The organism is Streptomyces sp. NPDC005281, from assembly GCF_040607495.1.
Classification (GTDB): domain Bacteria; phylum Actinomycetota; class Actinomycetes; order Streptomycetales; family Streptomycetaceae; genus Streptomyces.
In genome coordinates, this window is record NZ_JBEXGX010000015.1 from 39,257 (window position 1) to 65,170 (window position 25,914).

The following is a 25,914-nucleotide window of genomic DNA, read 5'->3' on the forward strand; positions in this document are numbered from 1 at the left end:
CCGTTAAGAGGCAGTCACTGTCTTGTTCGGAGCCCGGCGGGAATCCGGTGTGTGCCGCGCTCCGGCCCGGTCGGCGCGTCGCGGTGCGGGGCGGCCGTGGACAGGCCCGACCGCCACAGCCGTACGAACGACACTCCCGCCGCCGTCGCCAGCAGGCCGTTGCGTACGAGCATCAGCAGGCAGCCCGTCCAGGTGCTGCGCACCACTTCGCCGTACATCCCCGGGTACACCACCGAACTGACCGCCGCCGCCGCCACGATCAGCAGGGCGACCGGGCGTTGCGCGGTGTGCCGCGAGGTCAGGCAGACGGCGGCGAGGCCCAGCAGCCACACCATGTACTGGGGGCTGATCACCCGGCTCGTCACGGTGAACAACAGGACCGCCGTGAGCGCCGCGTCGTACGGTGTGGCCGCCGTCCAGCGCCGCGCCCGGACCCGCCACAGCAGCACGAGAGCGAACGCGGCGACCGTCAGGGCGAGCGAGCAGGCCGCGACCGCGCCGGTGTACGGCCCGACGAACTCCATCGCGCCGTACTGGTAGCGGGCCGTGCCCGGCCAGCCGGCGAGGCGCGCGAAGCCCAGGACCGTGCCGCCGAGGGACTCGATCTGGACCCCCCGGCCGCTCTGCTGGCGCAGGAAGTCGAAGGAGCCGCTGAAGACGGCCGTGAGGACGGCGAGCAGCGCGGCCGCGGTGGCCGCCGCCGAGGTCCACACCTCGCGGGTGGTGCGGCCCCGCGGGGTGCCGATCAGTGCCAGCGCGGGCCAGACCTTCACCAGGGCTCCCATCGCGGCGAAGGCGCCGGACAGGCGCGGCCGGCGCGGGAGCGCCAGCAGGGAGACGACGGCGAAGGCGGTGACCTGTACGTCGTACCGGGCGAGCGGGACGTGCAGCAGCAGGGGCAGGCCCAGCACCCACAGCCAGGCGCCGCGCGCGCTGCGGCCGGGCCGCAGCCCCGCGCGCGTGAGGGCGACGGCGATCACCGCGTCGGCGGCGAGTGCGAAGACGACGAACGCGGTGAAGTACGTCAGCCCTGGCAGCAGTCCGGGCGCCAGCAGCACCGGGCCGGCGCCCGGCGGGTACTGCCACAGGCGGTCGCCCGCCGGGAACGCGCCCCGCGACAGGACGCCGTACCAGTGGAAGTACAGATGGCCCACCTCGCGGGACACCCCGCCCCCGCCGAGGAGGGCGAGGCGGTCGTGGGCGAGGAGCCACAGCATCAGGGCGCGGGTGGCGAGCCAGGCGGCGGCGAGGGCAGGCGGGCGGTGGTTCCTGAAGGTGCTCATCAAGCCCGGATCGTAAGCCGCATGGATGGGTCGTAACGCGCAATACGCGTCAATGCCGGTCAAAGGTTGTTTAATAGCAAAAAATCTCCCTCATGGTGTTTGCATGGATGAGGCTGCCCGCGGCCCGGCAGCCGTCGGCCCGGCAGCCGTCGGCCCGGCCCCCGGCCGTCAGGTATCCGGTGGCCAGGTATCCGGTGGTCCGGCGCCCGGTGGTCCGGTGCCCGGAACCGGTGACCGTCGCCCTGTGCGTCCTTGTGCCCGTCCTGGTCATGCTCGGGATCGGCCTGTGGGGGCTCGACCGCGGCGGCATGTGGCGCGACGAGGCGGTGACCTTCCAGGTCGCGCGGCGCTCGGTGCCCCAGATCTGGCACCTGCTGCACACCGTGGACGCCGTGCACGGGCTGTACTACCTCCTCATGCACGCCGTCCTCGCCCAGCACCCCGGCGAGATCGCCCTGCGCCTGCCCTCCGTCTGCGGCGCGGCCGCGACCGCCGGGCTCGTGGCCGCACTCGGCGTCCGCCTCGGCCGCCCGCGGGTCGGCCTGTGGGCGGGCCTGCTGTACGCCGTCACGCCCATGACCGGCCACTTCGCCCAGGAGGGCCGCTCCTACGCGCTCGTCGCGGCCGGCGCGGCCGGGACGACCCTGCTGCTGGTCCTGGCCGCCAGGTCCGCCGGGCCCGGACCCTGGTGCGCGTACGCGGTGACGGCCGCCGCCACCTGCCTGCTGCACGAGATGGCCCTGCTCCTGCTCCTCGCCCACGCCACCACGCTGGCGCTCGCCCGCGTACCGGCCCGGGTGTGGCGGGCCTGGCTCCTCGCCGCCGCGGCCGTGGCCCTGGTGCTGGCGCCCCTGGCCCTCGTCTCCCACGGCCAGTCCGCGCAGGTCGCCTGGCTGCCCCGTACCGGAATCGGGAGCGTGAAGCGTCTGCTCGGGCAGTTCACCGGACCGGCCCGGCTCGTGATCGTGCCCTACCTGGTCCTCGTCGCCCTCGCCTTCCGGCCGGAGCCGACCCCGCGCGGCACGCTCTCGCTCCCGTCCGTCGCCCTGCCCCTGGTGGCCGTGCCCCCGGCGGTGCTGCTGACGGTGTCGCACTGGCGGCCTCTCTACGACGAGCGCTACGTCCTGTTCGCCCTCGCCGGGGCCCCGCTGCTCGCGGCCGCCGGAGCCGACCACCTCGCCAGGAGACTGCCGCGGCTGCTGCCCCACGCCGTCACCACAGGCGTCCTCGCCGTGACCCTCGTCCTCGCCGTCCAGCTCCCGCTGCTGCGCGAGGACCGCAGCCCCGACCGCCGCCCGGACAACCTGGCCGCCGTCTCCGCCGTGGCCCGCGGCGAACTGCGCCCCGGCGACGCGGTGCTGTTCCTGCCCTCGCTCGCGCGCCGCGCGGCACTGGCGTATCCGCAGGGCTTCCGCGGGATCCGAGACATCGCGCTCAGCGTTCCCGCGTCCGCCTCCGGAACCCTGTACGGCCGGGAGGCGGATCCCCGGGAACTGCGCCGCAGACTGGACCGGCTCGACCGGGTGTGGCTGGTCGCCGCGCCCTTCGCCACGCGCCGGACCTGGCGGCCGGGCGAGACGACCGAGCGGCTCAAGCTGGCCGTGATCGACGAGCAGTTCGAGCCCCTGGAGCAGGTCGTGAGCCGGGGTGTGACGCTGCGCCTCTACGTGCGCCGGCCTACGTACATCCCGGCGCCTCGGACAGGGCCGCCTCGTCCAGTGCCACCGTCAGCCGGTCGAGCCGGGCCCGGAGCTCTCGGATCTCCTCCAGGTCCGCCCCGGTAGCGGCCGCGATCCGGCGCGGCACGTCCAGCGCGCGCTCCCGCAGCGCGGCCCCCTGCTCGGTGAGCCCCACCTGTACGGACCGCTCGTCCCGCGCGCTGCGCTCCCGCCGTACGAGCCCCGCCGTCTCCAGCCGCTTCAGCAGCGGCGACAGGGTGCCCGAGTCGAGCCGCAGATGCTCGCCGACCTTCTTGACGGGCAGTTCGCCGTGCTCCCACAGCACCAGCATCACCAGGTACTGGGGGTAGGTGATCCCGAGGTCCTTCAGCAGGACGCGGTAGACGCCGCCGAAGGCGCGCGAGGCGGCGTTCAGCGAGAAGCAGATCTGCTCGTCGAGGCGGAGGAAGTCCCTCGCGGCGGGGGGCGCGGTGCTCGGGGCGGGTGTTGCGGTCATGTCCCCAGGATAGCCATGGCGAGCAATTAAGTTGTGCACAACTGAATTGCGTGCTCTAATTCTGTCCGTGAGGCCGCCGGACCGGCGGCCCCGCCAGGATTCCGGCTTGATCCGACTTGAGAGGGATGGTCCCCATGGACGCGCTCTACACCGCCGTCGCCACCGCCACCCACGGCCGCGAGGGCCGTGCCGTCAGCTCCGACGGCACGCTCGACCTCCAGCTGGGCATTCCGGCGCAGATGGGCGGCAGCGGCGAGGGGACCAACCCCGAGCAGCTGTTCGCCGCCGGGTACGCGGCCTGTTTCGCGAGCGCCCTCGGCCTGGTCGGCCGTGCCGCGAAGGTCGACGTCACGCAGGCCGCCGTGACCGGCGAGGTGAGCATCGGCAAGCAGGGCGAGGGCTTCGGCCTGGCCGTCACGCTCCGCGTCGAGCTGCCCGACACCGTGGACGAGGCGACCGGCCGCAAGCTGGTCGAGCAGGCCCACCAGGTCTGCCCCTACTCCAACGCCACCCGCGGCAACATCCCGGTCGAGCTCGTCATCGAGTAACCGGCACCGAGCGGGCCGGTTACGGGACGGTTCGTCATCGAGCGGCACGGACCGCCGCACCGGCCTTCGCGCCGGCACCCGCACCGCCCTTCGCGACGGCCCCTGCACCGGCCGCCGCACCGGCGCGGGTGCCGGACCCCGGGCCGATCCGGGCCAGTACCTCCCCGGTCTCCCGGCTCCAGTCCACCACCGTCGCCTCCTCGGGCACCTGCCGCCAGCGCGTCAGCAGCAGCCAGCGGGCGTGGTACCGGCGGGCGACGGCGGTGCGTTCGGCCCGGGTCGAGTCCGGGGCGAGATAGGCGCGGACCGCGGCGAGCCGGCGCAGCCGCTCGCTCTCGGCGAGGGCCGGGTCCGGCCAGGCGGGCGCCGCGAGGTCCGGGCCGTAGCCCGCGAGCAGATGGACCGAGTAGTACCCGTCCGCGATGACCGCCTCGCCGGGCCGGATGTGCCGCGCCGCCCAGTCGTACGTCGGCCAGCGCGGCGGCTGGTCGAAGCCGACCGGGTCGAGGGAACGCGGCACCACCGCCCCGGCGTGCACGGTCAGGAACCCGGTCAGGGCGCCGACGGCCGCGGCCCCGCCCAGCAGCCGCCGCCAGGGCCCCCACGGGCGCGGCCCGGCCAGCTCCACCCCGAGCGCGAACTGGAGCGGCACCAGCGTGAGCCCGAGGATCCTGCCGTACGTGTAGTGCCCGCTCAGCCAGCCGTACGCCACCGTCGCGCACTCCAGCGCGAACATCAGCACCAGCGGATCGCGCCACCCGCGTCCCTCGTTCCGCCGGGCACGCCCGGCCCGCAGCCACAGCGCGGGGACCCCGGTCAGCGCCAGCCAGAAGTGTCCGGGCATCCGGTCGTACAACTGCTCGTGCATGGCGTCCACGCTGCGGTCCCCGGCCAGCCCGAAGACATCGAAGTACGGCCACGCGTACGCGACGAGGAGCGCCACCGCGCCCGTGAGCAGCCACCGGGCCGCCACCGCCGGACGCCATCCGCGCTGCCCGCCGGCCACGAACGCAACCCCGCCGAGCACCGCCGCGACCGAGGTGATCGGATGCACCAGCAGGATCAGTCCGTACAGGGCGCCGAGGGCCGCGTACCCCCACGGGCTCCCGAGGCCGCCCGGGCCCACGAACCGGACGGGGCCGCCGGTGTCCGCCGCGCGCCTGCCGGTGAACGCCCAGGCCCAGAAGGCCAGTCCGATGGCGAACGTCGACGGATAGCCCAGGTTGCCGGTCATCGACATCAGCCCGAGGTAGCCGCTCCACCAGGCCCGCTCGGTGCCCCACAGCAGCACCATCGCGAGCAGGCACAGGCCGGGCGCCCCGCGACGGGGTGTCAGCACACGCGTGAAACGGCCGATGCCCGTCAGCAGCACCAGGAGGTTGACCGGCCCCGACAGCCGCACCAGCGCCCAGCCGCCGAGACCGGTCAGCCGGGCGAAGGCGCCCTGGGCCACCGCGTACGGCGAGTAGTACGGGCTGCCGGCGCCCGGCAGGTCCGCCATCGGGTGCCGCGGGTGCAGCAGGTCCGCCCGCAGGCGTTCGACGACCGCCGCGTGCTGGCCCGCGTCGCAGCACAACGGGATCCGCAGGTACGCGAGTGTCATCACCAGCCAGAACAGGCCGCCGAAGACCTGGTACGGCGTCGGACGCCAGGCGGCTCCGCCGCGCAGCGCGGTCGCCCCGCGGACGGCTCCCCGCCGGGTGACGACATCGGCGCTCATCGGGCGGTGGGGGAGGAGCGGGGACCCGCGGTTTGTGGCATCTGCCGTATATGCCCGTCCCGATGGGCGGCCTAGCCCGGGATCACCTCATCGGGCGACCTCGGATTCCCGGCGCGCCGGCCCCGGAACGAGACCGCCGAGCGTCCGCGTGCCCGGCCGGACGACCACGTCGAGCAGCAGCGGAAGGCCCACCGCGGGCAGCAGCCACAGCAGCACGATCAGCCGCTCGCCCCAGACGTTGATGTCGGGGTGCGCGGCCTGGTTGAGCACTCCGGTGCCCGCGGCAGCCAGCAGGAAGACGGCGAAGGCGGGGTGTCTGCGCAGCGCCCCCCAACCGGCCGCCACCAGCGCCGCGAGGAACAGCGGCTCCCACAGCCGGCGGCGCGTCCACTCGATCCAGAAGGCGGCCTCCAGATGGAGGAACTCGGGCCACGGATGGACGCGGTCGGGACGCGCGTAGTGCCCGGTGAGCAGATCCTGCACGCTGTCCGACTGGGACGGGTAGTGCAGCAGCTTCGCGAGCAGCACGGTGGCCAGCACACCGCAGGCCGCCACCACCCCCAGGGTCCGCAGCGGTCCGTCCCACCGGCGCCGGCGCGCCAGGAGCACCGCGCAGGCGGCGCTCAGGCACAGACCGAGGAACAGTGCCTGCGAGTGCTTCACCGTGAAGAGGACCGTCAGACAGCCTCCGGCCAGCCAGGTCCCGGCCCGTGCGCGGCCCTCGAGGACCAGGGCGCAGCCCCACAGGGCCGCGAGGGTCAGGGCCATCATCAGGCCCTCGGTCATCGGGCGCATCGCCGTCGTACCGCACGGCAGGACGTAGTAGAGGGCCTGCCCGGTCAGGGCCGCGCCCGTTGAAACGCGCAGGGTGCGCAGCAGCAGGAAGACGAGGACGCCCCCGGCCACCGTCACGACGACCGCCGAGGCCCACAGGCCCCAGGTCACCCCCAGCAACGTCACGAACGGCACCAGGAACACCGGATACCCCGGCCGCACCTCGAAGATCCGCATGAAGCGGGGCGGCATGAACGGAACGATGTGTCCCGCCGTCCGCCCGGCCTTCAGCCGCGCGGACACCCCCCGCCACTGCTCGCGCCGGCACTCGGCGACGACCTGCCGGGTCGGGCTCGCGCGGTGGAAGCGCACCACGTCCACGGCCTGGCCGCGCCGGGCGACGGACGCCTTTCCCGCACAGACGTAGTCGATCGTCAGGGCGGCGGCCCGCTGCTTGCTCTCACCGCGCAGGTCCAGCGCGTACGAGAGGTAGTTCTTGGTGTCGGGGGTGTCGCGGCCGGTGGGGTTGGCGAGCTGGAGGAAGGCGAAGACGACGGCGATCAGGATCACCCGGGCGCGGGCCGAACGAGGTGCGCGCGGGGCCCGCGCCAGGAAGCGGCGGGAACGCGCGGCCGACGGGGCGCCGCCGGAGCCGTTCGCGGTGCTGTTCCGCAGGCCGTTCGCGGGTCCGTCCATGGGTCCCCCGGATCCCCTCGCGGGGTGGTTCGCGGGTCCGTCGGCGGGTTCGTCCACGGGGCCGTCCGGGCGTCGGCCCGCGGATCGGTCCACGGGTTCGTCCACGGGGCCGCTCATGAGGTGGTGAGGACGTCGTGGCCCGCCTGGGCGGGCACCGGGACGACCGGGGCAGGCGGCCCGGCCCGCTCGCCGAGCAGCAGTGTCCGCACCACCCGCTCGGCGGCCCGGCCGTCGTCGAACTCGCAGAAGCGCGCACGGAATCCGGTCCGCAGCCGCTCCGACTCCCCGTCCCGCCAGGCCCCCGACGCGAACAGCCACGCCAACTCCCGCTGCGAGCAGGCCACATGACCGGGGGCATCGGCCGTGATGTCGAAGTAGGCGCCCCGGCTCGCCGCGTACGCGCCCCAGTCGTCGGCGAGGAGCACGATCGGCCGGTCCAGGTTGGCGTAGTCGAACATGAGGGCCGAGTAGTCGGTCACCAGGGCGTCGGAGGCCAGCATCACGTCCTCGACGCACGGTTCGTCGGTCGCGTCGACCACGACACCGCGCCGGTGCAGCTCGGCCAGCCCCATCCCGCGCGCCGGACCGTCCGCGAGCGAGGGATGCAGCCGTACGACAAGGGTGTGGTCCGCGCCGAGGCCGTCCGCGAACGCGGCCAGGTCGAGCCGGTCGGCATGCCCGCCGCGCACGTACTCCCGGCGTGTCGGCGCGTACAGCACCACCCGGTTCCCGGCCGGGATCCCGAGGCGGGTGCGGGCCGCCACCGCGTCCTCGGGCCGGGCCCGCACCAGCACGTCGTTGCGCGGGCTGCCGCTGCGCAGCGAGGTGAAGTGGCAGGGGTAGGCGCGGTCCCAGACCAGCTCCGAGTGCCGGTTGGCGACCAGGCTGTAGTCCCAGCGGTCGGCCCGGCGCAGCATCTGCGGCACGTCGACGCCGTGCCGAGCGCCCGGCTTGTCGAGCAGGTCCGCGGCCATGTACTTCAGCGGGGTGCCCTGATGGGTGTGGATGTGGACGGTGCCGGGGCGCTTGGCCAGGGAGCCGGGCCAGTTGACGTTGTTCACGAAGTACGTGGCCCGCGCGGTGATCCGGCGGTAGGACAGCGAGTCGAGGAGGACGTGCTCGGTGTCCGGCGGCAGCAGCGCCGCCTGCTCCTCGTCGCGCACCACCCACACCCCGCGCAGCTGCGGGGCGAGTTCGCGCGCGGCGGCGTACACCGCGGCGGGATCACCGAGGACACCCCGGTGCGAGAACGCCGAGTACACCGCGAGCTGCGGGTCGAGCGGCCGTTGCCCGTGCGCCGCCGACCAGCCGTGCTTGACCCGCGCGCCGAGCACCCGGCGGGCCTGCTGCCCGCGCCGGCCGAGCTCCAGGCCGGCGCGGCCCGCCTGCCTCCGCACCCGGTAGCGCGTGAAACCGCCCTCCAGGACACGCAGTTCGGACGGTACGGGTCCGGCCTTGTGCCCGCGGAAGAGCGCGGCCGTCAGCCGGAAGAACTCGGCCTTGTCCTCCTTCGGCAGCCGGTCCTCCTTGGAGAGGATGTCGAGGCAGTGCTCGCCCATCTTGCGGTGCAGATAGGGGCGCCAGTGCGCGAGTTCCGGCCGGGCGCCGACGAACGCGAAGACCCGCTCGTACTGGTCGTGGACGTCGAAGTGCTTGCGGCTGGTGGTGGACAGGATGTTGCCCTGGCGCCGCTGGCGGTAGGCCAGACAGATCCGGTCGAGTGTCGCGATCCGTTCCGCGCTGAGCAGCACCGGGAACGTCCAGGGCGTGTCCTCGTAGTACCCGGGCGGGAAGGCGAAGCCCTCCCGTTCGACGAACTCCCGGCGGTACACCTTGTTCCACACCACCATCAACAGGTCGAGGATCTCCGGGCGTTCGGCCGCCGTGAAGGTGCCGTCACCGGCCTCGGCGAGGACGTGCGCCAGCACGTTCCTGCGGGTGCCGCCCCACCAGTAGGTGCGCGCGTAGTCGAACACCAGCACATCGGGGTCGGCGGTCTCGTCCAGACGGTCGGCGACGGCGCGCAGCGCGCCCGGGGTGAGGGTGTCGTCGCTGTCGAGGAAGAAGAGGTAGTCCCCGCCGGCGAGCGGCATCCCGGCGTTGCGGGCACGGCCGAGCCCCACGTTCTCCGGCAGATGCAGGACCCGTACCCGGGGATCACGGGCCGCGTACTCGTCGAGGATCGCGCCGCAGCCGTCCGGGGAACAGTCGTCGACTGCGACGACCTCGATGTCCGTGTACGACTGCTCCAGGACCGAGTCGAGGCACTCGCGCAGAAAGCCCTGCACCTTGAAGACGGGGACGATGACGCTGAAGCGGGGCACGTCAGCTCCTTACGAGGGTGGACGCGGCGGGAGCCGGGACGCGTTCGGCGAGCGGCAGGACGGGCGGGATCGTCTCGGGGGACTCGCCCAGCAGCACTCTGCGGACGACCCGCTCGGCGGCTCTGCCGTCGTCGAACTCGCAGAAGCGCTCACGGAACCGGGCCCGCAGCGCGGCGGCGGCCGGATCCGCGTAGGAGCCGTCGGTGAACAGCGCGGCCAGCTCGTCCGGGGTGCGTGCCACCTTGCCCGGCGGCTCCCGCAGCACGTCGAAGTAGACGCCCCGGGTCTCCCGGTAGACCTCCCAGTCGTCCGCGTACACGACGACCGGGCGGTCGAGGTTGGCGTAGTCGAACATGATCGACGAGTAGTCCGTGATCAGCGCGTCGGCGGCCAGGCACACGTCCTCGGAGGACCGGTGCCCGGTCACGTCGATGATCCGCCCGCTGCCGCGCCCGCGGCCCTCGTCGTAGAAGTAGTGGGCGCGCAGCAGGACGACGAACTGCTCGCCGATCGCCTCGCAGAAGGCCTCCAGGTCGAGCCGGGACTCGAAACCGGTGCTGTGGTCGCGGTGCGTCGGCGCGTACAGCAGCGCCGTCCTGCCCTCGGGCACCCCGAGCCGCTCGCGGATCCGGGCCACGTCCTCGGCGGTCGCCGTGCAGTAGACGTCGTTGCGCGGATAGCCGTACTCCAGGGCCTCGTAGCCGCCGGGGAAGGCGCGTTCCCACATCTGCGTGGAGTGCCGGTTGGAGGAGAGGTTGTAGTCCCAGCGGTCCACCCGGGCCAGCAGCCTGGTGAAGCTGCCGGTCGCCGCGGCCACCACCGGGAAGGTCGACTGGTCGACGCCCATCTTCTTCAGCGGTGTGCCGTGCTGGGTCTGGAGGTGCACGCTGCCGGGGCGTTTGACCACCCCGTCCGCGAAGTTGGCGTTGTTGACCAGGTACTTGGCGCGGGCCAGCACCTCCCAGCCGCGCCGGCTGCCGATCACCGCGTGCTCGACGTCCTTCGGCAGCGCGTCCACCGCCTCCGGCTCGACGAGGAACACCGAGCGGATGTGCGGGGCGAGTTCGAGGGCCTTGGCGTGGATCGCCGCCGGGTTGCAGGCGTAACCCCGGCCCCAGTAGGCGCAGTACACCGCGAGGTTCTCGTCGAGGGGGCGGCGCAGCTGGAGGGCGTAGAGCGCGCGGGCGCGCAGCGTCTTTCCGCGGGGCACCCGCCGCAGCACACCGGAGACGGCCCGGTTCGTGCCGCGCAGCGCGCGGAACGCGCTGTAGGCGCCCGTCGCGAGCAGCCGGTGCTGGACGCCGAGGCTGCCCGCCGGAGCCCGGAACCCGGCCGGACGGTGCCGCCGGTAGAGCTTGCCCGCCCGGCGGAAGAAGGCCCGGCGGCGACCCGCCGGCACCCGGGCCGGGTGCGCGGCCGTCTTCAGGACCAGGGAGAACAGCTGGCCGAACAGCGCCTTCGACCTGGCCGCGGGCAGGGTCCGCTGCGAGGCCCGGACGAGGACCCGTTCGACCTGGTCGAGGAGCTCGAAGTGGTGCTCGCCCGGCGCGTTGAGCCGGCTGCCCTGGCGGCGCAGACGATGCCGTACGCAGACCGTGCGCAGCACGGCCGACCGCTCGGCCGTCACGGTCACCATCCCGCCCCACCCCGCGTCCGTGAAACGCCCCTGCGGGAAGGTGAGTTCGTGTTCGGCGACGAAGCCGCTGCGGTACACGGCGCTCCAGGCCGGAACGTGCACGCCCAGCACCTCGGGGGCCTTGTCGAGCGGGGGCGTGCTCGGCTCGCCGTCCCACCAGTGCACCCGCTGATGCCCGAACCAGAGGACGTCCGCGTCGGCCGGGAGTCCCGTGTCCAGGGCGTCCAGCGCACCCGGCACCAGATCGTCGTCGCCGTCGAGGAAGAGCAGATACGCGCCCCTCGCCGCCGCGATCCCGGCGTTGCGCGCCGCGCTCAGTCCGCCCGACGGCGGCGAATGGACCGGGACCACCCGGGAGTCCCTGTCCGCGTACGCGGCGGCGACCGCCGCGGCCGGGGAGTCCGGCCCGTCGCAGACCGGGATCAGTTCGAAGTCGCCGAAGGACTGGGTGAGGACCGAGTCCAGCGCGCGGGCCAGGTGCCCGGCCACTTCGAAGGTGGGCACGATGACACTGAAGCGGGGCATTCTGCTCTTTCTCTCAAGGGGCGCCGAACGGGGGATTCATCGCCCGGGGCGCCCGGTCGGCCGCCAGGTGGAGGGCCGGGTGGGCGTGGGCCGCGAGGGACTGGAGGGCACGCGGACTCCGGTTCAGAGGGTCTCGGTCAGGGGGACGGCGGCCCCGGGGACCGGGACGCTCCCGAGCGGCCGCCCGGAGCCCGGCGCCTGCGCGAGGGCCGCCCCGGCCGCAGCGACCGGGCGGCGCTCGGCGAACGGCACCACGGACGGCAGGCCGCCGCTCTCGCCGAGCACCACATGCCGTACGACCCGTTCGGCGGCCCGCCCGTCGTCGTACGGGCAGAACCGCTCACGGAACGCGGTCCGCAGCCGCGACGAGCGCGCGTCGTCCCAGTGCCCCGTCGCGAAGACGTCGATCAGCTCGTCCTCGCTGCGCGCGACGGCACCTGGCGGGAAGGCGCGCAGGTCGAAGTAGGTGCCGCGGGCCGCCTCGTACGCCTCCCAGTCGTCCGTCAGGACCACGATCGGCCGGTCCAGGGCCGCGTAGTCGAACATCAGGGACGAGTAGTCGGTGACCAGCGCGTCCGAGGCGAGGCACAGCGACTCGACGCTCGGATGGCCGGACACGTCGATGACCCGGCCGCCCGCCGTGTCCGTGAGCGGCGCCGCGCAGGAGTGATGGGGGCGGGCCAGCACGACGAAGCGCGGGCCCAGCCGGCGCAGTACGCGCTCCAGGTCCAGGGCGGGCGGCCGGCCGCGCCGGTAGTCCCGGAACGTCGGCGCGTACAGCACGGCGACCGTGTCCGCGGGGATGCCCAGCGACTCGCGCAGCCGGGCCACGTCCGCCGAAGTCGCCTGCTGGAAGACGTCGTTGCGGGGCAGCCCGTACTCCAGCGTGGTGTACGAGGAGGGGAAGACGCGCTCCCACACCAGAGTGGAGTGGCGGTTGGCGGACAGGCAGAAGTCCCACTTGTCGGCACCGCGCAGCAGCTCGGCGAAGTCGGTGCCGCGCGCGGCGGCCGGGCGGTCCTGGAGATCGAGCCCCATCCGCTTGAGCGGTGTCCCGTGCTGCGTCTGGATCATGATCTGGCCGGGCCGCTTGACCAGCCGCCGGTCGAAGTTGACGTTGTTCACCAGGTACTTGGAGCGGGCGAGCGCCGTCCAGTACCCCGCCGTGCCGGGACGCAGCGGCCGCGCCTGGGCCGGGATCGTGTGGTGGTGCCCGGGGTCCGCGATCCACGCCGTGCGGATGTGCGGCGCGAAGCTGCGGAACGCGGACTCCAGGGCCCCCGGATTGCAGCCGTGGCCCCGGCCCCAGTAACTGGAGAAGACGGCACGGTCGGCGCGCAGCGGGAGAACTAGCTGGACGCGGTAGTGGAGCTGGAGCGCCGCGCCGCGCACCGCGTGCCGCAGCCCGGCGGCCGGCCGCGCGGCTCTCCTGCGGATTCGCGACAGGAGGGAGAGCAGCCGGTACGTGCGATGCGCGCCGAGGCCGACCAGCGCGTGCCGCAGCCGGCTGCGCCCGGTGGCGGGCGCCCCGGGGACGCGGTAACGGCGGTGGTACGCACGCGCCTTGCGCAGGAATTCGGCCCGGGCCGCGCGCGGGAGCCGGCCCCGCTTCACGAACACCGTGGAGAAGTGGTCGATCATGCGCCGGAACAGCACCGGCCGCCACCGCTCCAGCTCCGGGTGCGCGGCCACATGCGCGAAGACACGGTCGTACTGCTCGAAGACGTCGAAGTGCTTGCGGCTGCTGGTGCCGAGGATGCTGCCGTGGCGCCGCTGGCGGTAGTGCACACAGATCCGGTCGAGGGTCGCGATCGTCCCGGCCGACATCAGCGCCGGATACGTCCAGGGCGTGTCCTCGTAGTAGCCGGGCGGGAACCGCAGGCCCGCGCCCTCGACGAACTCCCGGCGGTACGCCTTGTTCCACACCACCATCAGCAGCCGCAGCAGTCCGGGCCGCTCGTCCAGCCGGAAGGGCGCCGGGCCTTCCTCGGTCAGCTGCGCCGAGACCTGGTTGCGTACGACCTCGCCCGTCCAGTAGGTGCGCGCGTAGTCGTAGACCAGGACGTCGGGGTCGCCGGTCTCCTTGAGCCGGTCGGCGACGGCCCGCAGCGCGTCCGGGGTCAGTGTGTCGTCGCTGTCCAGGAAGATCAGATAGTCGCCGGTGGCCCGTTCGAGACCGGCGTTGCGGGCGCGCCCGAGACCCACGTTCTCGGGCAGGTGCACGGCGAGCACGCGGGCGTCACGGGCCGCGAACTCGTCGATGATCGCCCCGCAGGCGTCCGGTGAGCAGTCGTCGACCGCGATGAGTTCGAGGTCCAGGAAGGACTGTCCGAGCACGGATTCGAGGCACTCGTGCAGGTACGCCTGAACCTTGTACGCGGGGACGATGACACTGAACCTGGGCACGGGACATCCATGGGTCGGCGCGGGCATACCTGCCCGGGAACGGCCGAAGGGGTGACTTGGTTACGCCAGTTGTGGCATACGGGGGACACCGGGTGAACGGACAGGGGCGGGCCGGTGTCCGGCCCGCCCCTCGAATCCGCTCGTCAGCGGCCTATTTGACCGCGCCCGCCATCACACCGGAGACGAACTGCCGCTGGAACGCGAAGAACACGGCCAGCGGGATCACCATCGAGATGAAGGCGCCCGGCGCCAGCACATCGATGTTGTTGCCGAACTGGCGTACCTGCGTCTGGAGCGCGACCGTGATCGGCTGACTCCCCGAGTCGGAGAACACCAGCGCGACCAGCATGTCGTTCCACACCCACAGGAACTGGAAGATCCCCAGCGAGGCGATCGCGGGACCGCCGAGCGGCATCACGACCCGTGCGAACAGGCGCAGTTCACCCGCGCCGTCCAGCCGGGCCGCCTCCAGGAGCTCCCGCGGGATCTCCGCGAAGAAGTTCCGCAGCAGGAACACCGCGAAGGGCAGGCCGTAGCCGACGTGGAAGAGGACCACGCCGGTCACCGACCCGAAGACGCCTATCTTCCCGAAGAGTTCGGCGATCGGGATCAGGGCCACCTGCACCGGAACGACCAGCAGGCCGACCACGCCGAGGAACCACCAGTCGCGGCCGGGAAACTCCATCCAGGCGAACGCGTAGCCCGCGAGCGAGCCGATCACGACGACCAGCAGGGTCGCCGGGACCGTGATCAGCACGGTGTTGAGCAGCGAGTTGGTGATGTCGCTGTTCTCCAGGAGCTTCTGGTAGTTGTCCACGGTGAGCTGCGAGGGCGCGGTGAACACCTTCCACCAGCCACTGCCGCTCATGTCCTCGGGGCTGCGCAGCGAGGAGAGCAGCAGCCCGATCGTCGGCACCAGCCAGAACAGGCCGACGAGCAGCAGGAGGACGCGTACGGCACCGCCGCCGACCCCGCTCGCGATCCGTGAACCGAGCGAGGGCCGAGCCCTGTTCACGGCCGTCGAGTGCGCGGTCTTCGCCAGTTGTCCGGCCTGCGTGGTCATCGCCGCACCTCCCGCCTGAGCCGGCGGCTGCGTTGCCCCGGGGGACAACCCCCGGACCCCCGGCCGAACGACAGGTCTACCGTCATCGCCGCACCTCCCGCCTGAGCCGGCGCACATTGAAGAGCATCACCGGGATCACCAGCAGCAGCAGGAACACCGCGATGGCGCTCGCGACGCCGGGGCGGCCCTCCGAGAAGCCCTTGCGGTACAGCTCAAGGGCCAGCACGTTCGCGTCGTCCTGGGAGGAGCCCGGCGCGATGATGAACACCAGGTCGAAGACCTTCAGCACATTGATCATCAAGGTCACGGCGACGACCGCGAGCACCGGCGCGAGCAGCGGCACGGTGACCCGGCGGAACACCTGCCACTCGTTGGCCCCGTCGACCCGCGCGGCCTCCAGCAGTTCGCGCGGCACTCCCGCGAGCCCCGCCGCGATCAGCACCATCGCGAAGCCCGCCCACATCCAGACGTACGAACCGATGATGGCCGGGGTGACCAGGGACGGGCCCAGCCAGTCGATCCCGTTGTACGGCTCCTTGAAGTTGCCCGGGGGGAGCCGCAGCCGGGCTCCGTCCGCCTTGCCCGAGAGCGAGAACGTGCCGTCGCCGGCGGCCGTCACCGTCTCGACGACCCCGCCGTCCTTGACCGCCTCGATCTTCATGCCGGCGTAGCCCAGTTCGCCCGGGTCCACCCGGCCCAGCCGTCCCACGCCCTTGCCGCGGGTGAAGTCCTGCCACGTCGTCCCGGTGATCCTGCCGGGCTCGGACGCGGCCTGCACGGCCTTCCCTGCGCCGCCCGGCATCCGGTCGGGCGCGACCCCGACGAGCGGGAGGGAGACGGACTGCCCGGTGTGGACGGCACCCCGGGTGACGAAGCCGCCCTTCTCGGCCTCCAGCGGCGACTGCCGGCCCGGGTGGGCCCTGGGGAACGCCGAGGACGGGGCGAAGGTGTCGTGCACCCCCACCCACACCGCGTTCGCGACGCCCTTGGCCGGGTCCTGGTCGTACACCAGCCGGAAGATGATGCCGGCCGCGAGCATCGAGATCGCCATCGGCATGAAGACGACCAGCTTGAACGCCGTTCCCCAGCGCACCCGTTCGGTGAGCACCGCGAAGACGAGTCCGAGCGCGGTCGCCACCGACGGGGCGAACACCACCCAGATGATGTTGTTCTTGAGCGCGGTGCGGATGCCGTCGTCGGTGAACAGCGCCTTGTAGTTGTCGAACCCGGCGAATCCGTCGCCCTGTTGGTCGTAGAAGCTGCGCACGACCGAGTACCCGATCGGGTAGACCACGAGCGCGCCGAGCAGCACCAGGGCGGGCAGCAGGAAGAGCGCCACCACCGCCTTGCGGGTCCCGGTCACGCTCTTGCGTGTACGGGCCGGGGGCACCGGTGCGGTGCCCCCGGCCGTCGCCGACGTCATGGCCGGATCAGCCCTTGTAGGCCGCTGCGGCGTCCGATTCGAGCTTCGCCTGTGTCCCCGCCACGTTCTTCGGGTTCTTCAGGAAGTCCTGGAGGTCCTTCCACTCGCCCTTGCCCGGCGTCCCGCCGAAGGCCTGCGGGGCCTGGTCGGACATGTCGAAGCGGAAGTCGTCGCCCGCCGCGATCAGCGCCTTGGCCATCGCCTGCTGGACGGCGTTCGGATAGGCGGAGTCGGCCACGTTCTTGTTGGGTGAGAGATAGCCGCCGAGCTTGGCCTGGACGGTCGCCGCGTCGGGCGAGGCGAGGAAGGTCATCAGCGCCTGGGCCGCCTTGGAGTCCTTCAGGACGACGGCCGCGTCACCGCCGCTGACCACCGGCGCCTTGTCGCCGACCGCCGGGAACGGGAAGACCTTCGCGTCCGTCCCGATCTTCGCCTTGGTCTCCGCGATGTTGACGCCCACGAAGTCGCCCTCGAAGACCATGCCCGCCTTCGGCTGGTCGCCGCCGGTGAACGTCTGGGTGACCGAGGCCGGGAACTCCGTCTGGAGCGCGCCGTCCGGGCCGCCCGCGATGAGGTTCTTGTCGCCCCACAGCTGGGCCAGCGTGGTCAGGGCGTCCTTCACGGACGGATCCGTCCACTTGATCTTGTGCTGGGCGAGCTGGTCGTACTTCTCGGGCCCCGCCTGGGAGAGGTAGATGTTCTCGAACCAGTCGGTGAGCGTCCAGCCGTCGGCGCCGCCGACCGAGACGGGGGTGACACCGGAGTCGTAGACCGTGTGCGCGGTGGCCAGGAACTCCTTCCACGTCTTGGGTTCCTTGGCTCCCGCGTTCTCGAAGACCTTGGTGTTGTACCAGACCAGGGACTTGTTGGCGGCCTTGTAGTACACGGCGTACTGCTTGCCGCCGACCTTGCCGAGGTCCTGCCAGCCCTGCGCGTAGTTCTTCGTCAACTGCGCCTGCGCGTCCGGGCCGACGGGCTTCGCCCAGCCCTTGTCGACGGCCTGCTTCACCGCGCCGACCTGCGGGAGCAGCGCCACGTCCGGGGGCGCGCCGCCCGCGATCTTCGAACCGAGGAAGTTGATGATCGGGTCCTGCGCCGGTACGAAGGTGACCTTCGCGCCCGTGCGCTTCTCGAACTCCGCCAGCACCTTCTTGAAGTTGGCCTGTTCCGCCCCGGTCCACACGGCGGCCACCTCCAGGGTGGCGCCGTCGAGCTTGGGCAGGGCGACGGATCCGGTACCGCCGCTCTGCGTGCCCTTGCCGTCGTCGCTTCCCTTGCCCTTGTCACCGCCGCCACCGCACGCCGTGAGCGTGAGTGCGCCCGCGACGAGGGCGGCCGCGGCGGCCCTCGCGGCTCTGCGTGATCGGCGGGTGGAGTCACTGGGAGACCTGCGTACCCAAGAATTGCTGCGCATCACTGCCCCGTTCTTCGCTCGTCGTCGAACGTCAAAGCGAGTGTCCCGATCACTCCGGTCTACGCCTGGTCGTTCGGGGGCGGCAAGACCGCCGGTGCTGTCAAGTGGGCGATCGTGATCGGGTCGTGACGTCAAGTCATGGATTTGGGGCTTCCGGCAGGATCAACGGGCGCTGTTCGGCGGCCCGTTCACGCGCGCACGGCGCTGGGACTGGGCTGTGGGCGCGCGGGCGCCGGGACCGAGGGGTTGGCGTGCGGTGCCGGTGCCGGGCTGTGGGCGCGCGGGCGTCGAGACTGCGAGGTGGGCGCGCAGGTGCCGGGACCGCGGGTCGGTGCGCCGTTGGCGGGACCGGGCTGTGGGCGCGCCGGTGCCGGCGCCGCTCCCTCGCACGCGGGCGGGGGCGGCGCCGACGCTCCGGCGCGCGGACTACAGCAGCGAGGGCATCTCGGCCGCGGAGACGGAACGCGCGGCCCGTTCCAGGGCGCTGGCGAGCAGGGCCAGGTCGGTCGGTCCGTTGCCCAGCTCGCGGACCGGGCGACGGGCCGGCGGGTCGCCCATGCGATGCCACTCCAGGGGGACGACCGTGGGGCGCAGTGTCGCCGTCCGGGGAATGCGGCCCGTGACCCGGCCGCCCTGGAACGCGGTCTCCCGGCCGTCCGGGCGCAGCAGCCGGCCCCGCCCGGGGGCGGGTTCCTCGGGTCCGGGCGACTGTGCGTCGAGGGTGACGCGCAGCGCGGCGGAACGCGCGAGTTCCGACGCGGCCGTACGGCCGTCGGCGCCGGACGCCGCCACGAGGTGCACCCCGAGCCGGTCCCCTTCACGGGCGACGGCCTCCAGTGCCCGTACGACCGAACCGGCCGCCGGGCGTCCCGGGGACCCCAGCGGCGGTGCCAGCAGGGCGTCCAGGTCGTCCACGACCACGACCAGTCGGGCCAGCGGCGGCCCCGGTTCGGCCTGCTCCCGTGCGGCGGCGGGGCGCAGCCGCAGCGTCGAACTGGACGGGGTGTCCAGGTCCGGGGCGCCCAGGGACGAGTTCCCGCCCGACGAGCTTCCGCCCGAGCGCTGGGCCACGATCCGGCCCGGGACCGTCCGCCCGGCGTGCCACTCCGCGAAGCCGAGCCGGCCGAGCAGCTCGGAGCGGCGCTTCAGCTCGGCACTCAGCGACTGGGCGAACTCCCGCATCCGGACGGGGTCGTTGGCGGTCAGATGTGTGGTGACGTGCGGCAGGTCGGTGCAGGCCTGAAGGCCCTCCCCGGCGCCCGTGGCGCCATGGGCCGCGGTTCCGTCGCGGCCGTCCATCAGGACGATCCCGAGCCTGTCGGGCCGTTCGGCGGCGGCGAGGGACGCGGCGACCGAGCGCAGCAGTTCCGTACGGCCGCTGCCCGGCGGGCCCTCGATCAGCAGGTGCGGGCCCTCGACGGGCAGATCTACGGCGACGGGTCCGCGCGGGCCCGCGCCGAGCACCGCCCGCGCCCGTCCGCCGAACGCCTCGCTGTCGTCCGCGGCGTCCGCCCAACGCGCCATCAGGGACGCGGGGGTGGCGCGCGCCAGCCCCAACTCGTCCAGCAGACGCGCCGTCGGGGGCAGGGGCGCCGACACGCGCGTGTGCCGGTCCCCGAGCGCACCGTCCGTGCGCAGCGGCGCGAGGGACCGGGCGAACCGCTCTGCCCAGGCGAGGGAGACGGCGTCCACGGCCGCGACCGTGCCGTGTCCCACGGGACCCCGGGGGAGCTGCCCGCCGACGCCGGAGGAGGCGCGGTCCGCGCGTCCGCCGCTGCCCGCGGGAGCGGTCCGGCGTCCGGGCGAGGGGTGCGGGATGCCGGTGTGGGTGGCTCCGTCGGGCAGGGGACCGTGGGGTGACGGCGCGATGTGCGCGGACCCGGAGGACCTCCGCCCGGCGCCGTCGGGTCCGCTCTGCGGGGAGCCGGCGTGCGCGGAGCCGGTCCGCGGTGCCCCCGAGGGGGCTCCTTCGCCGCCGGGCGCCACCCGCATCAGCCGCAGCGCGGTGGCCACGTCCCCGCTCAGCAGCGCCACGGCCCCGCACTCGCGGAACGAGGGCGACGCCTCGCACGCGGCTTCGTACGTCTCCGTCACCGGTGACGCGGGGGAGGCGGCCGCGGTCTCGGCGAGGCACACCAGATGGATCCCGGCCCGTGAGCCCTCGTGCGCGAGGCGCGTCAGGGCCTCCCGCACATCGGCGCCGCCGGGGTCCCCGTCCACGATCACCACCGTGTACGGGCCGTCGTCCGTGTCGTCGGCCCGCGCCCAGGACGGCCTTCGTGCCGTGCCCCGTGAGCTGCCGTCGCCGGACGGGCCGACACGTTCGCCGGGCCTGCCGTCGTGCGCCCCGGACCGGGCGGCCGGAACAGTCGCGCCGGTGCCACCGGAGCGGGAACCGCGGACATGTGGTGCGCCCTCCGCCTCCGCCAGGTGGTCCTCCAGGCGGCGCAGGAGTTCGTCCGTGCGGGCCGCCGCCTGCTCGCGGTCGTACGCGAGAAGCAGCCGGCAGTCCTGGCCGTGGGCGGGACGCAGATGGGGGAGCCAGCCGAGCCAGGACCACTCGGCGGTGCGCTCTTCCACCGGGCGGGCCCGGTCGGTGCTGATGAGGACGATCTCCAGGCTGTCCGGGGAGTGCAGGGCGGCGAGCTGCGCGACGACCGCGCGGGCCAGCCCCGACAGACGTGCCCGTGGTCCGGCCAGGCCCAGCGAGCCGGCCTCCCGCAGTCCGGCGGTCACCGGCACCGCGGGCAGCAGTCCCGAGCCGTCCGGGGCCGCCCGGTCGGCCGTGCCCAGCCGTACGGTCAGTGCCTCGGGGTGGCCGGGGCCCCGCTCCCACAGCCGGGGGCCCGGGCCCAGCGCGGTGAGCAGCAGGGTCGCCGGGTCGGGCCAGCTCTCGGGCGAGCGCTGCACGGCGGGAAGGAATTCCTCCGCCGCGACGGTCCCGTCCTCGTACGTCTCCTGTGCGGCCTGGGCCGGTCCTCCGCGGCCGCCTGCCAGGCGCCGGGCCCACGCGCCGATACCGCCCCGCCTGCGTCCGCCCTCGGGAAGGTCCGTGCCGCGCGTCGGAGTGCCCGTCCGCTCGCCCGGGACGGCTGCCGCGGGGGCGGCGCCGTGGCCGGAGCCGAAGGTCCCCGCGTCCGCGCGCCCTGTTCCGTCCCGCCCGTCCGAGCCCGTGGACCCGCCCGGGCGACCTGCGTCTCGCGCGGACGCGCCGGGGCCGGTACCGCGGCCCTCGGCCGTCGAGCCGCTCGGCCCGCTCTCGATCCGGGGCGCCCCGCCCTGCTCCGGCACGACGGGGGGAACAGCCCGTCCGTGCTCAAGCGCCCCGGGGACGCCGCCGGCCGAGGCCCCCCACTCGGCGGTTCCATAGGTGTGGTGCGTCTCGCCCACGGGCGGCAGAGCACCCCCCTGCGTGAGAGAGGCGCTCTCCCCGCGCGCGTGGGGAACAGCACCGCGCGGCTGCGAGGCGCCTCGCAGCGCGGCCGCGTCCGGCCCGACGGCGGAACCGGCCGGCGAGCCCTGTGAAGGGAAGCCGCCCGCGGCCGCCGGGGCGGTGTCCCTCCGGGCGGCGGTGCCCGCGGCGGCCGGACCGCGGTAGGCGTCGGGACCGTCGGCCCGTGAGGGCTCACCGGCCGATCCGGCCCGCACCCGTACATGGCCCTCGCCGTCCGGCGCCGTCCCCACGACGCCCGGACCTCCCGGTGGGGCGAGCCGCAGGGCGGACTCGCCGACGCGCAGCAGCGCGCCCGCGGTCAGGGGGACGGGCCGGGCGCCGACACGGGCGCCGTCGAGTGTCGTGCCGTTCGTGGACCCGATGTCGGCGACCGAGACACGGCCCTCGGGAGTGACGGTGACCGCGCAGTGCAGGCGGGAGACGTCCGGGTCGTCCAGGGGCACGTCGGCGTCCGCCGAGCGGCCGATGCGGATCTGGCCGCCGTGCAGCAGGTGCACACCGCCGGCGTCGGGTCCCGCGACCACATGGAGCTGGGCCGAGACGTCGTCCAGGTCGGGACCGGGCTCGGCGGGCGCGCCCAGGGACAGCACCGCGCCGTCGGTCAGCGGCGGCTCGCCGAGCGTGCAGCGCTGGGCGTCGAGCCGCTCCGTGCCCGCGTAGAGCACGATCTGGCTCCCGCCGGGCTCACGGCCCCGCTCGCCCAGGGCGCCGCCCCCGCTTCCCCCGACCGCGGCGGCCAGTCCCGACGCGACCGCTGCCAGCGCCGTCCCGGCGGGCGCGGTGACCAGCACATCGCAGGCGGTGGCTCGCCCCCGCGGCTCCGAGGGCGGGCCCAGCGGGTCTACGACGGTCAGCCGGATCTGCATCGCCGTCAGGGGTCCCTTCCGCGCGGGTGCTCGCGAGGACGAGGCTGCGCTGCGGTCCCCCACCGCAGATCCCCCCACCGCGCACGGGCACGTCGGCCAGTAACTGAAGGCATCCTTGCACCTGCCGCCGACAACACGCCCGCCTCCCACCCGTAAGTGATCTTGATTGGTCGGCTCTGCCCGTAAAAGTTCCTGACCAAGGCCCGGCCGACGTCGGATTGAGATCACTCACGCCCGGTCCCGGCAACCGAGCGACCGAAGTGAGCGTCTTTCCGTCGAACACGTGCGGGCGACTTTCCCTCGAATTTCCTTCGAACATGGACGGGAAAGCCTGCGTGTGCGCTTATGCGGACCACAGGTGCGCACGGGACCTATGGGAAAGCACACCAGGAGGACAGCCCTCCGCCGGGCAGGGCGGCACTACAGTGGATCGGAAAACTCCTGTACCACGGTGATCACGGTGGACGGACCAGGCAAGCAAGCAACAGGGAGCGCATGACGTGCGGCCGGTAGGGAGCAAGTACCTCCTTGAGGAGCCGCTGGGGCGCGGCGCCACAGGCACGGTCTGGCGAGCCCGCCAGCGGGAGACCGCGGGCGCCGAGGCGGCCGTCGCCGGACAGCCCGGCGAGACCGTGGCGATCAAGGTCCTGAAGGAAGAGCTCGCGAGCGACGCGGACATCGTGATGCGCTTCCTCCGGGAGCGGTCGGTGCTGCTGCGCCTGACCCACCCGAACATCGTGCGGGTGCGCGACCTCGTCGTCGAAGGCGATCTCCTCGCCCTCGTCATGGACCTGGTCGACGGCCCCGACCTGCACCGCTACCTGCGTGAGAACGGGCCGTTCTCGCCCGTGGCGGCCGCCCTGCTCACCGCCCAGATCGCCGACGCGCTCGCGGCCAGCCACGCCGACGGCGTCGTGCACCGCGACCTGAAGCCCGCCAACGTCCTGCTCAAGCAGGAAGCGGGCCAGATGCACCCGATGCTGACCGACTTCGGCATCGCGCGGCTCGCCGACTCCCCGGGCCTCACCCGGACCCACGAATTCGTCGGCACCCCCGCGTACGTCGCCCCGGAGTCCGCCGAGGGGCGCCCGCAGACCTCCGCCGTCGACATCTACGGCGCCGGCATCCTGATGTACGAGCTGGTCACCGGGCGCCCGCCGTTTGCCGGCGGATCCGCCCTCGAAGTGCTGCACCAGCACCTGAGCGCCGAACCGCGCCGCCCCTCGACCGTCCCGGACCCGCTGTGGACCGTCATAGAGCGCTGCCTGCGCAAGAACCCGGACGAACGGCCCAGCGCCGAGAACCTCGCGCGGGGACTGCGCGCCGTCGCCGCGGGCGTCGGGGTGCACGCGTCACCCGCGCAGATCGCCGCCGCCGACGGCGTGGGCGCCCTGCTCGCCCCCGACCCGGCCCCGGCGTACGTCCCGGACGTGCCCGGCTCGGCCGATCCCACCCAGGTGCTCCCGCAGGGCGCGGGCTCCTACGACCCGTACGGCGCCACCAGCGTGCTGCCGCACACCTCCGGCGCGGCCGACCCGACCGCCGTGCTGCCGAACATGCCGCAGCACCAGCCCGGCGGACCGGGCGGACAGCCCGGCCAGGGCGAGGACCCGCACCCCTGGCAGAACCAGCTGCGCGCGGCCCGTGACCGCAACGAACAGACGCAGGTCCAGTACCTCGACCCGAACGAGGACCCGCTGCGCCGCCGTCCGCAGCGCCAGGTCGCACGGCCGCAGCAGCAGCCTCAGCAGCAGCGCCCGCAGCGAGGCCAGCAGCCGCCGCCCGGATACGGCTATCCGCAGCAGGGGCAGCAGCAACAGCAGCAGTACGCGCCGCAGCACCAGCAGCCGCAGCGCTACGCCCCGGCGCCCCAGCAGCAGCCCCAGCCGCAGCGGTACGCGCCTCAGCCGCAGCGGCCCCAGGAGCCCGCGCCCCGGCAGCAGCGCGAGCCCCGGCAGCGCGGCGCCAACCCGATGAAGATCCCGGGACTCGGCTGCCTCAAGGGGTGCCTGTTCACGATCGTCATCCTGTTCGTGGCCGGCTGGCTGATCTGGGAATTCAGTCCCCTCCAGCACTGGATCGGCTCCACCAGGAGTTTCTGGGGCGAGGTGACCCACACGTACGACCAGGTCAGTAGCTGGATCGGGAAACTCGGCTCGAAGAACCCCTCGGGTAACTGACTCTGGGGATTTGTCGACACCTGATGGGTGATTTCGGTCTCGGGCGTGAAGGTTGCCTCCGCGGGCGCGTACTTTAAGCGGCAACACGCGTCTGTAGGAGCAGTCTTGGCACGCAAGATCGGCAGCAGGTACACCGCGAACCAGATCCTGGGGCGGGGGAGCGCCGGCACGGTGTGGCTGGGCGAGGGGCCCGAGGGGCCCGTCGCCATCAAGCTGCTGCGCGAGGACCTCGCGTCCGACCAGGAACTGGTGGGGCGCTTCGTGCAGGAGCGCACCGCGCTGCTCGGCCTCGACCACCCCCACGTGGTGGCGGTGCGCGACCTGGTGGTGGACGGCAACGACCTCGCCCTGGTCATGGACCTCGTACGGGGCACCGACCTGCGCACCCGGCTGGAGCGGGAACGCAGGCTCGCCCCGGAGTCCGCGGTCGCGATCGTCGCCGACGTGGCGGACGGTCTCGCCGCCGCGCACGCCGCAGGGGTCGTCCACCGCGACGTGAAGCCCGAGAACGTCCTGCTCGACATGCAGGGCCCGCTCGGCCCCGGCGGCTCCCACCCGGCCCTCCTGACCGACTTCGGAGTGGCCAAGCTCATCGACTCGCCGCGCCGGACCCGGGTCACGAAGATCATCGGTACGCCGGACTATCTGGCGCCCGAGATCATCGAGGGCCTGCCGCCGCGCGCCGCCGTCGACATCTACGCGCTGGCGACCGTGCTCTACGAGCTGCTCGCCGGCTTCACGCCCTTCGGGGGCGGACACCCCGGCGCGGTCCTGCGCCGCCATGTCACCGAGACCGTGGTCCCGCTCCCGGGCATCCCGGACGAGCTGTGGCAGCTGATCGTGCAGTGTCTGGCCAAGGCGCCCGCGTCCCGGCTGCGGGCCTCCGAGCTGGGCGCACGGCTGCGGGAGCAGCTGCCGCTGCTGGCCGGGATGCCGCCGCTGGACGTGGACTCCCCGGACTCGGACGACGAGGACGGCGACGAGGAGTACGAGGAGAGCGCGGAACCGTCCGCGCCCGCCGCGGCCCGCGAGCGGCGCGGGGCCGTGCCGCTGGTGCCGGGGGCCGCGCCCGACTCGAACCGGGACACGCACACCTCGATGCGCGTTCCGGCGCCCGACGAGCTGGCGGGCGGGGCCCGGGGGACGGCCCGCGTGCCACGCGCCGCGGGCGCGCCCCGTCCCGGCTCCGCCCGGCACCGTGCCTCCGCCCGCCGGCGGCGCGTCACCCTGGGCGTGGCGGCCGTCGTCCTGGTGGCCGCGGCGGGCATCGGCACCTGGCTCGCCACCTCGGACGACGGCGCCGCGGCTCCCCAGGACACGAAGAACTCGGCCCCCGCCTCCCCGTGACCGCCTGGGAGGCGCCCTGAACAGGCTCTTTTCGCCCCCTCCGCCCCTGCCCGACCCGTACCCGGGGCTCCGCCCCGGAC

15 protein-coding genes are annotated in these 25,914 nt (G+C 73.6%); 4 read left to right on the forward strand and 11 right to left on the reverse strand.

Going from position 1 to position 25,914, the window contains the following annotated elements:
• Positions 1–14: 14 nt before the first annotated feature.
• Positions 15–1,283, reverse strand: coding sequence for a glycosyltransferase family 87 protein (locus tag ABZV42_RS21630; RefSeq protein WP_356053145.1), 1,269 nt, complete (start codon positions 1,281–1,283; stop codon positions 15–17).
• A gap of 107 nt (positions 1,284–1,390) precedes the next feature.
• Here ABZV42_RS21630 and ABZV42_RS21635 point away from each other — a divergent pair, with 107 nt between their 5' ends.
• Entirely contained in the window at positions 1,391–3,067 is a 1,677-nt protein-coding gene (locus ABZV42_RS21635; protein ID WP_356053147.1) for a hypothetical protein, read from the forward strand.
• Here the strand turns inward: ABZV42_RS21635 and ABZV42_RS21640 are convergent.
• Positions 2,961–3,458 carry a MarR family transcriptional regulator gene (locus ABZV42_RS21640; RefSeq protein WP_356053148.1) on the reverse strand — a complete coding sequence of 166 codons (498 nt, stop codon included), beginning with the start codon at positions 3,456–3,458 and terminating at the stop codon, positions 2,961–2,963. The two genes, ABZV42_RS21635 and ABZV42_RS21640, sit on opposite strands and share 107 nt — an antisense overlap.
• A gap of 134 nt (positions 3,459–3,592) precedes the next feature.
• Here ABZV42_RS21640 and ABZV42_RS21645 point away from each other — a divergent pair, with 134 nt between their 5' ends.
• Positions 3,593–4,006 (forward strand): organic hydroperoxide resistance protein, encoded by a 414-nt coding sequence (locus ABZV42_RS21645; RefSeq protein WP_355980467.1) that lies wholly within the window; start codon positions 3,593–3,595, stop codon positions 4,004–4,006.
• 34 nt (positions 4,007–4,040) lie between these two features.
• Here the strand turns inward: ABZV42_RS21645 and ABZV42_RS21650 are convergent, their stop codons facing one another.
• The 9 genes from ABZV42_RS21650 to ABZV42_RS21690 all read right to left on the reverse strand — a co-directional run bounded on the left by ABZV42_RS21650 (position 4,041) and on the right by ABZV42_RS21690 (position 22,307).
• Positions 4,041–5,726 carry a hypothetical protein gene (locus tag ABZV42_RS21650; protein ID WP_355980470.1) on the reverse strand — a complete coding sequence of 562 codons (1,686 nt, stop codon included), beginning with the start codon at positions 5,724–5,726 and terminating at the stop codon, positions 4,041–4,043.
• Between the two features lie 87 nt (positions 5,727–5,813).
• Positions 5,814–7,070, reverse strand: coding sequence for a hypothetical protein (locus tag ABZV42_RS21655; protein WP_356053277.1), 1,257 nt, complete (start codon positions 7,068–7,070; stop codon positions 5,814–5,816).
• 239 nt (positions 7,071–7,309) lie between these two features.
• Positions 7,310–9,520, reverse strand: a complete 2,211-nt coding sequence (locus ABZV42_RS21660) for a bifunctional glycosyltransferase family 2 protein/CDP-glycerol:glycerophosphate glycerophosphotransferase (RefSeq protein WP_356053150.1) — start codon at positions 9,518–9,520, stop codon at positions 7,310–7,312.
• 1 nt (position 9,521) lies between these two features.
• Positions 9,522–11,681 carry a CDP-glycerol glycerophosphotransferase family protein gene (locus ABZV42_RS21665; protein ID WP_355980476.1) on the reverse strand — a complete coding sequence of 720 codons (2,160 nt, stop codon included), beginning with the start codon at positions 11,679–11,681 and terminating at the stop codon, positions 9,522–9,524.
• 123 nt (positions 11,682–11,804) lie between these two features.
• The gene (locus ABZV42_RS21670) at positions 11,805–14,087 is read right to left on the reverse strand and encodes a bifunctional glycosyltransferase family 2 protein/CDP-glycerol:glycerophosphate glycerophosphotransferase (RefSeq protein WP_356053152.1); all 2,283 of its coding nucleotides are present in this window, start codon (positions 14,085–14,087) and stop codon (positions 11,805–11,807) included.
• 151 nt (positions 14,088–14,238) lie between these two features.
• Entirely contained in the window at positions 14,239–15,150 is a 912-nt protein-coding gene (locus ABZV42_RS21675) for a carbohydrate ABC transporter permease (protein WP_356053154.1), read from the reverse strand.
• Between the two features lie 82 nt (positions 15,151–15,232).
• Positions 15,233–16,573 (reverse strand): sugar ABC transporter permease, encoded by a 1,341-nt coding sequence (locus tag ABZV42_RS21680; RefSeq protein WP_356053156.1) that lies wholly within the window; start codon positions 16,571–16,573, stop codon positions 15,233–15,235.
• A 7-nt stretch (positions 16,574–16,580) separates the two neighbouring features.
• Positions 16,581–17,987, reverse strand: coding sequence for an extracellular solute-binding protein (locus tag ABZV42_RS21685; RefSeq protein WP_355980488.1), 1,407 nt, complete (start codon positions 17,985–17,987; stop codon positions 16,581–16,583).
• Positions 17,988–18,413: 426 nt separating this feature from the next.
• On the reverse strand, positions 18,414–22,307 hold the full coding sequence (locus ABZV42_RS21690) for an FHA domain-containing protein (protein WP_356053158.1): 3,894 nt from the start codon (positions 22,305–22,307) through the stop codon (positions 18,414–18,416).
• Positions 22,308–22,807: 500 nt separating this feature from the next.
• Here ABZV42_RS21690 and ABZV42_RS21695 point away from each other — a divergent pair, with 500 nt between their 5' ends.
• The gene (locus ABZV42_RS21695; protein ID WP_356053160.1) at positions 22,808–24,487 is read left to right on the forward strand and encodes a serine/threonine-protein kinase; all 1,680 of its coding nucleotides are present in this window, start codon (positions 22,808–22,810) and stop codon (positions 24,485–24,487) included.
• A gap of 105 nt (positions 24,488–24,592) precedes the next feature.
• The gene (locus ABZV42_RS21700) at positions 24,593–25,834 is read left to right on the forward strand and encodes a serine/threonine-protein kinase (protein ID WP_355980497.1); all 1,242 of its coding nucleotides are present in this window, start codon (positions 24,593–24,595) and stop codon (positions 25,832–25,834) included.
• Positions 25,835–25,914: the final 80 nt, after the last annotated feature.

What these genes read in the sequence shown, in the direction of transcription:
- ABZV42_RS21675 (WP_356053154.1), bottom strand. Translation starts at nt 15,150, where the DNA reads ATGACCACGCAGGCCGGACAACTGGCGAAGACCGCGCACTCGACGGCC.
- ABZV42_RS21645 (WP_355980467.1), top strand. Translation starts at nt 3,593, where the DNA reads ATGGACGCGCTCTACACCGCCGTCGCCACCGCCACCCACGGCCGCGAG.
- ABZV42_RS21640 (WP_356053148.1), bottom strand. Translation starts at nt 3,458, where the DNA reads ATGACCGCAACACCCGCCCCGAGCACCGCGCCCCCCGCCGCGAGGGAC.
- ABZV42_RS21690 (WP_356053158.1), bottom strand. Translation starts at nt 22,307, where the DNA reads ATGCAGATCCGGCTGACCGTCGTAGACCCGCTGGGCCCGCCCTCGGAG.
- ABZV42_RS21630 (WP_356053145.1), bottom strand. Translation starts at nt 1,283, where the DNA reads ATGAGCACCTTCAGGAACCACCGCCCGCCTGCCCTCGCCGCCGCCTGG.
- ABZV42_RS21635 (WP_356053147.1), top strand. Translation starts at nt 1,391, where the DNA reads ATGAGGCTGCCCGCGGCCCGGCAGCCGTCGGCCCGGCAGCCGTCGGCC.
- ABZV42_RS21665 (WP_355980476.1), bottom strand. Translation starts at nt 11,681, where the DNA reads ATGCCCCGCTTCAGTGTCATCGTGCCCACCTTCGAAGTGGCCGGGCAC.
- ABZV42_RS21650 (WP_355980470.1), bottom strand. Translation starts at nt 5,726, where the DNA reads ATGAGCGCCGATGTCGTCACCCGGCGGGGAGCCGTCCGCGGGGCGACC.
- ABZV42_RS21680 (WP_356053156.1), bottom strand. Translation starts at nt 16,573, where the DNA reads ATGACGTCGGCGACGGCCGGGGGCACCGCACCGGTGCCCCCGGCCCGT.
- ABZV42_RS21685 (WP_355980488.1), bottom strand. Translation starts at nt 17,987, where the DNA reads ATGCGCAGCAATTCTTGGGTACGCAGGTCTCCCAGTGACTCCACCCGC.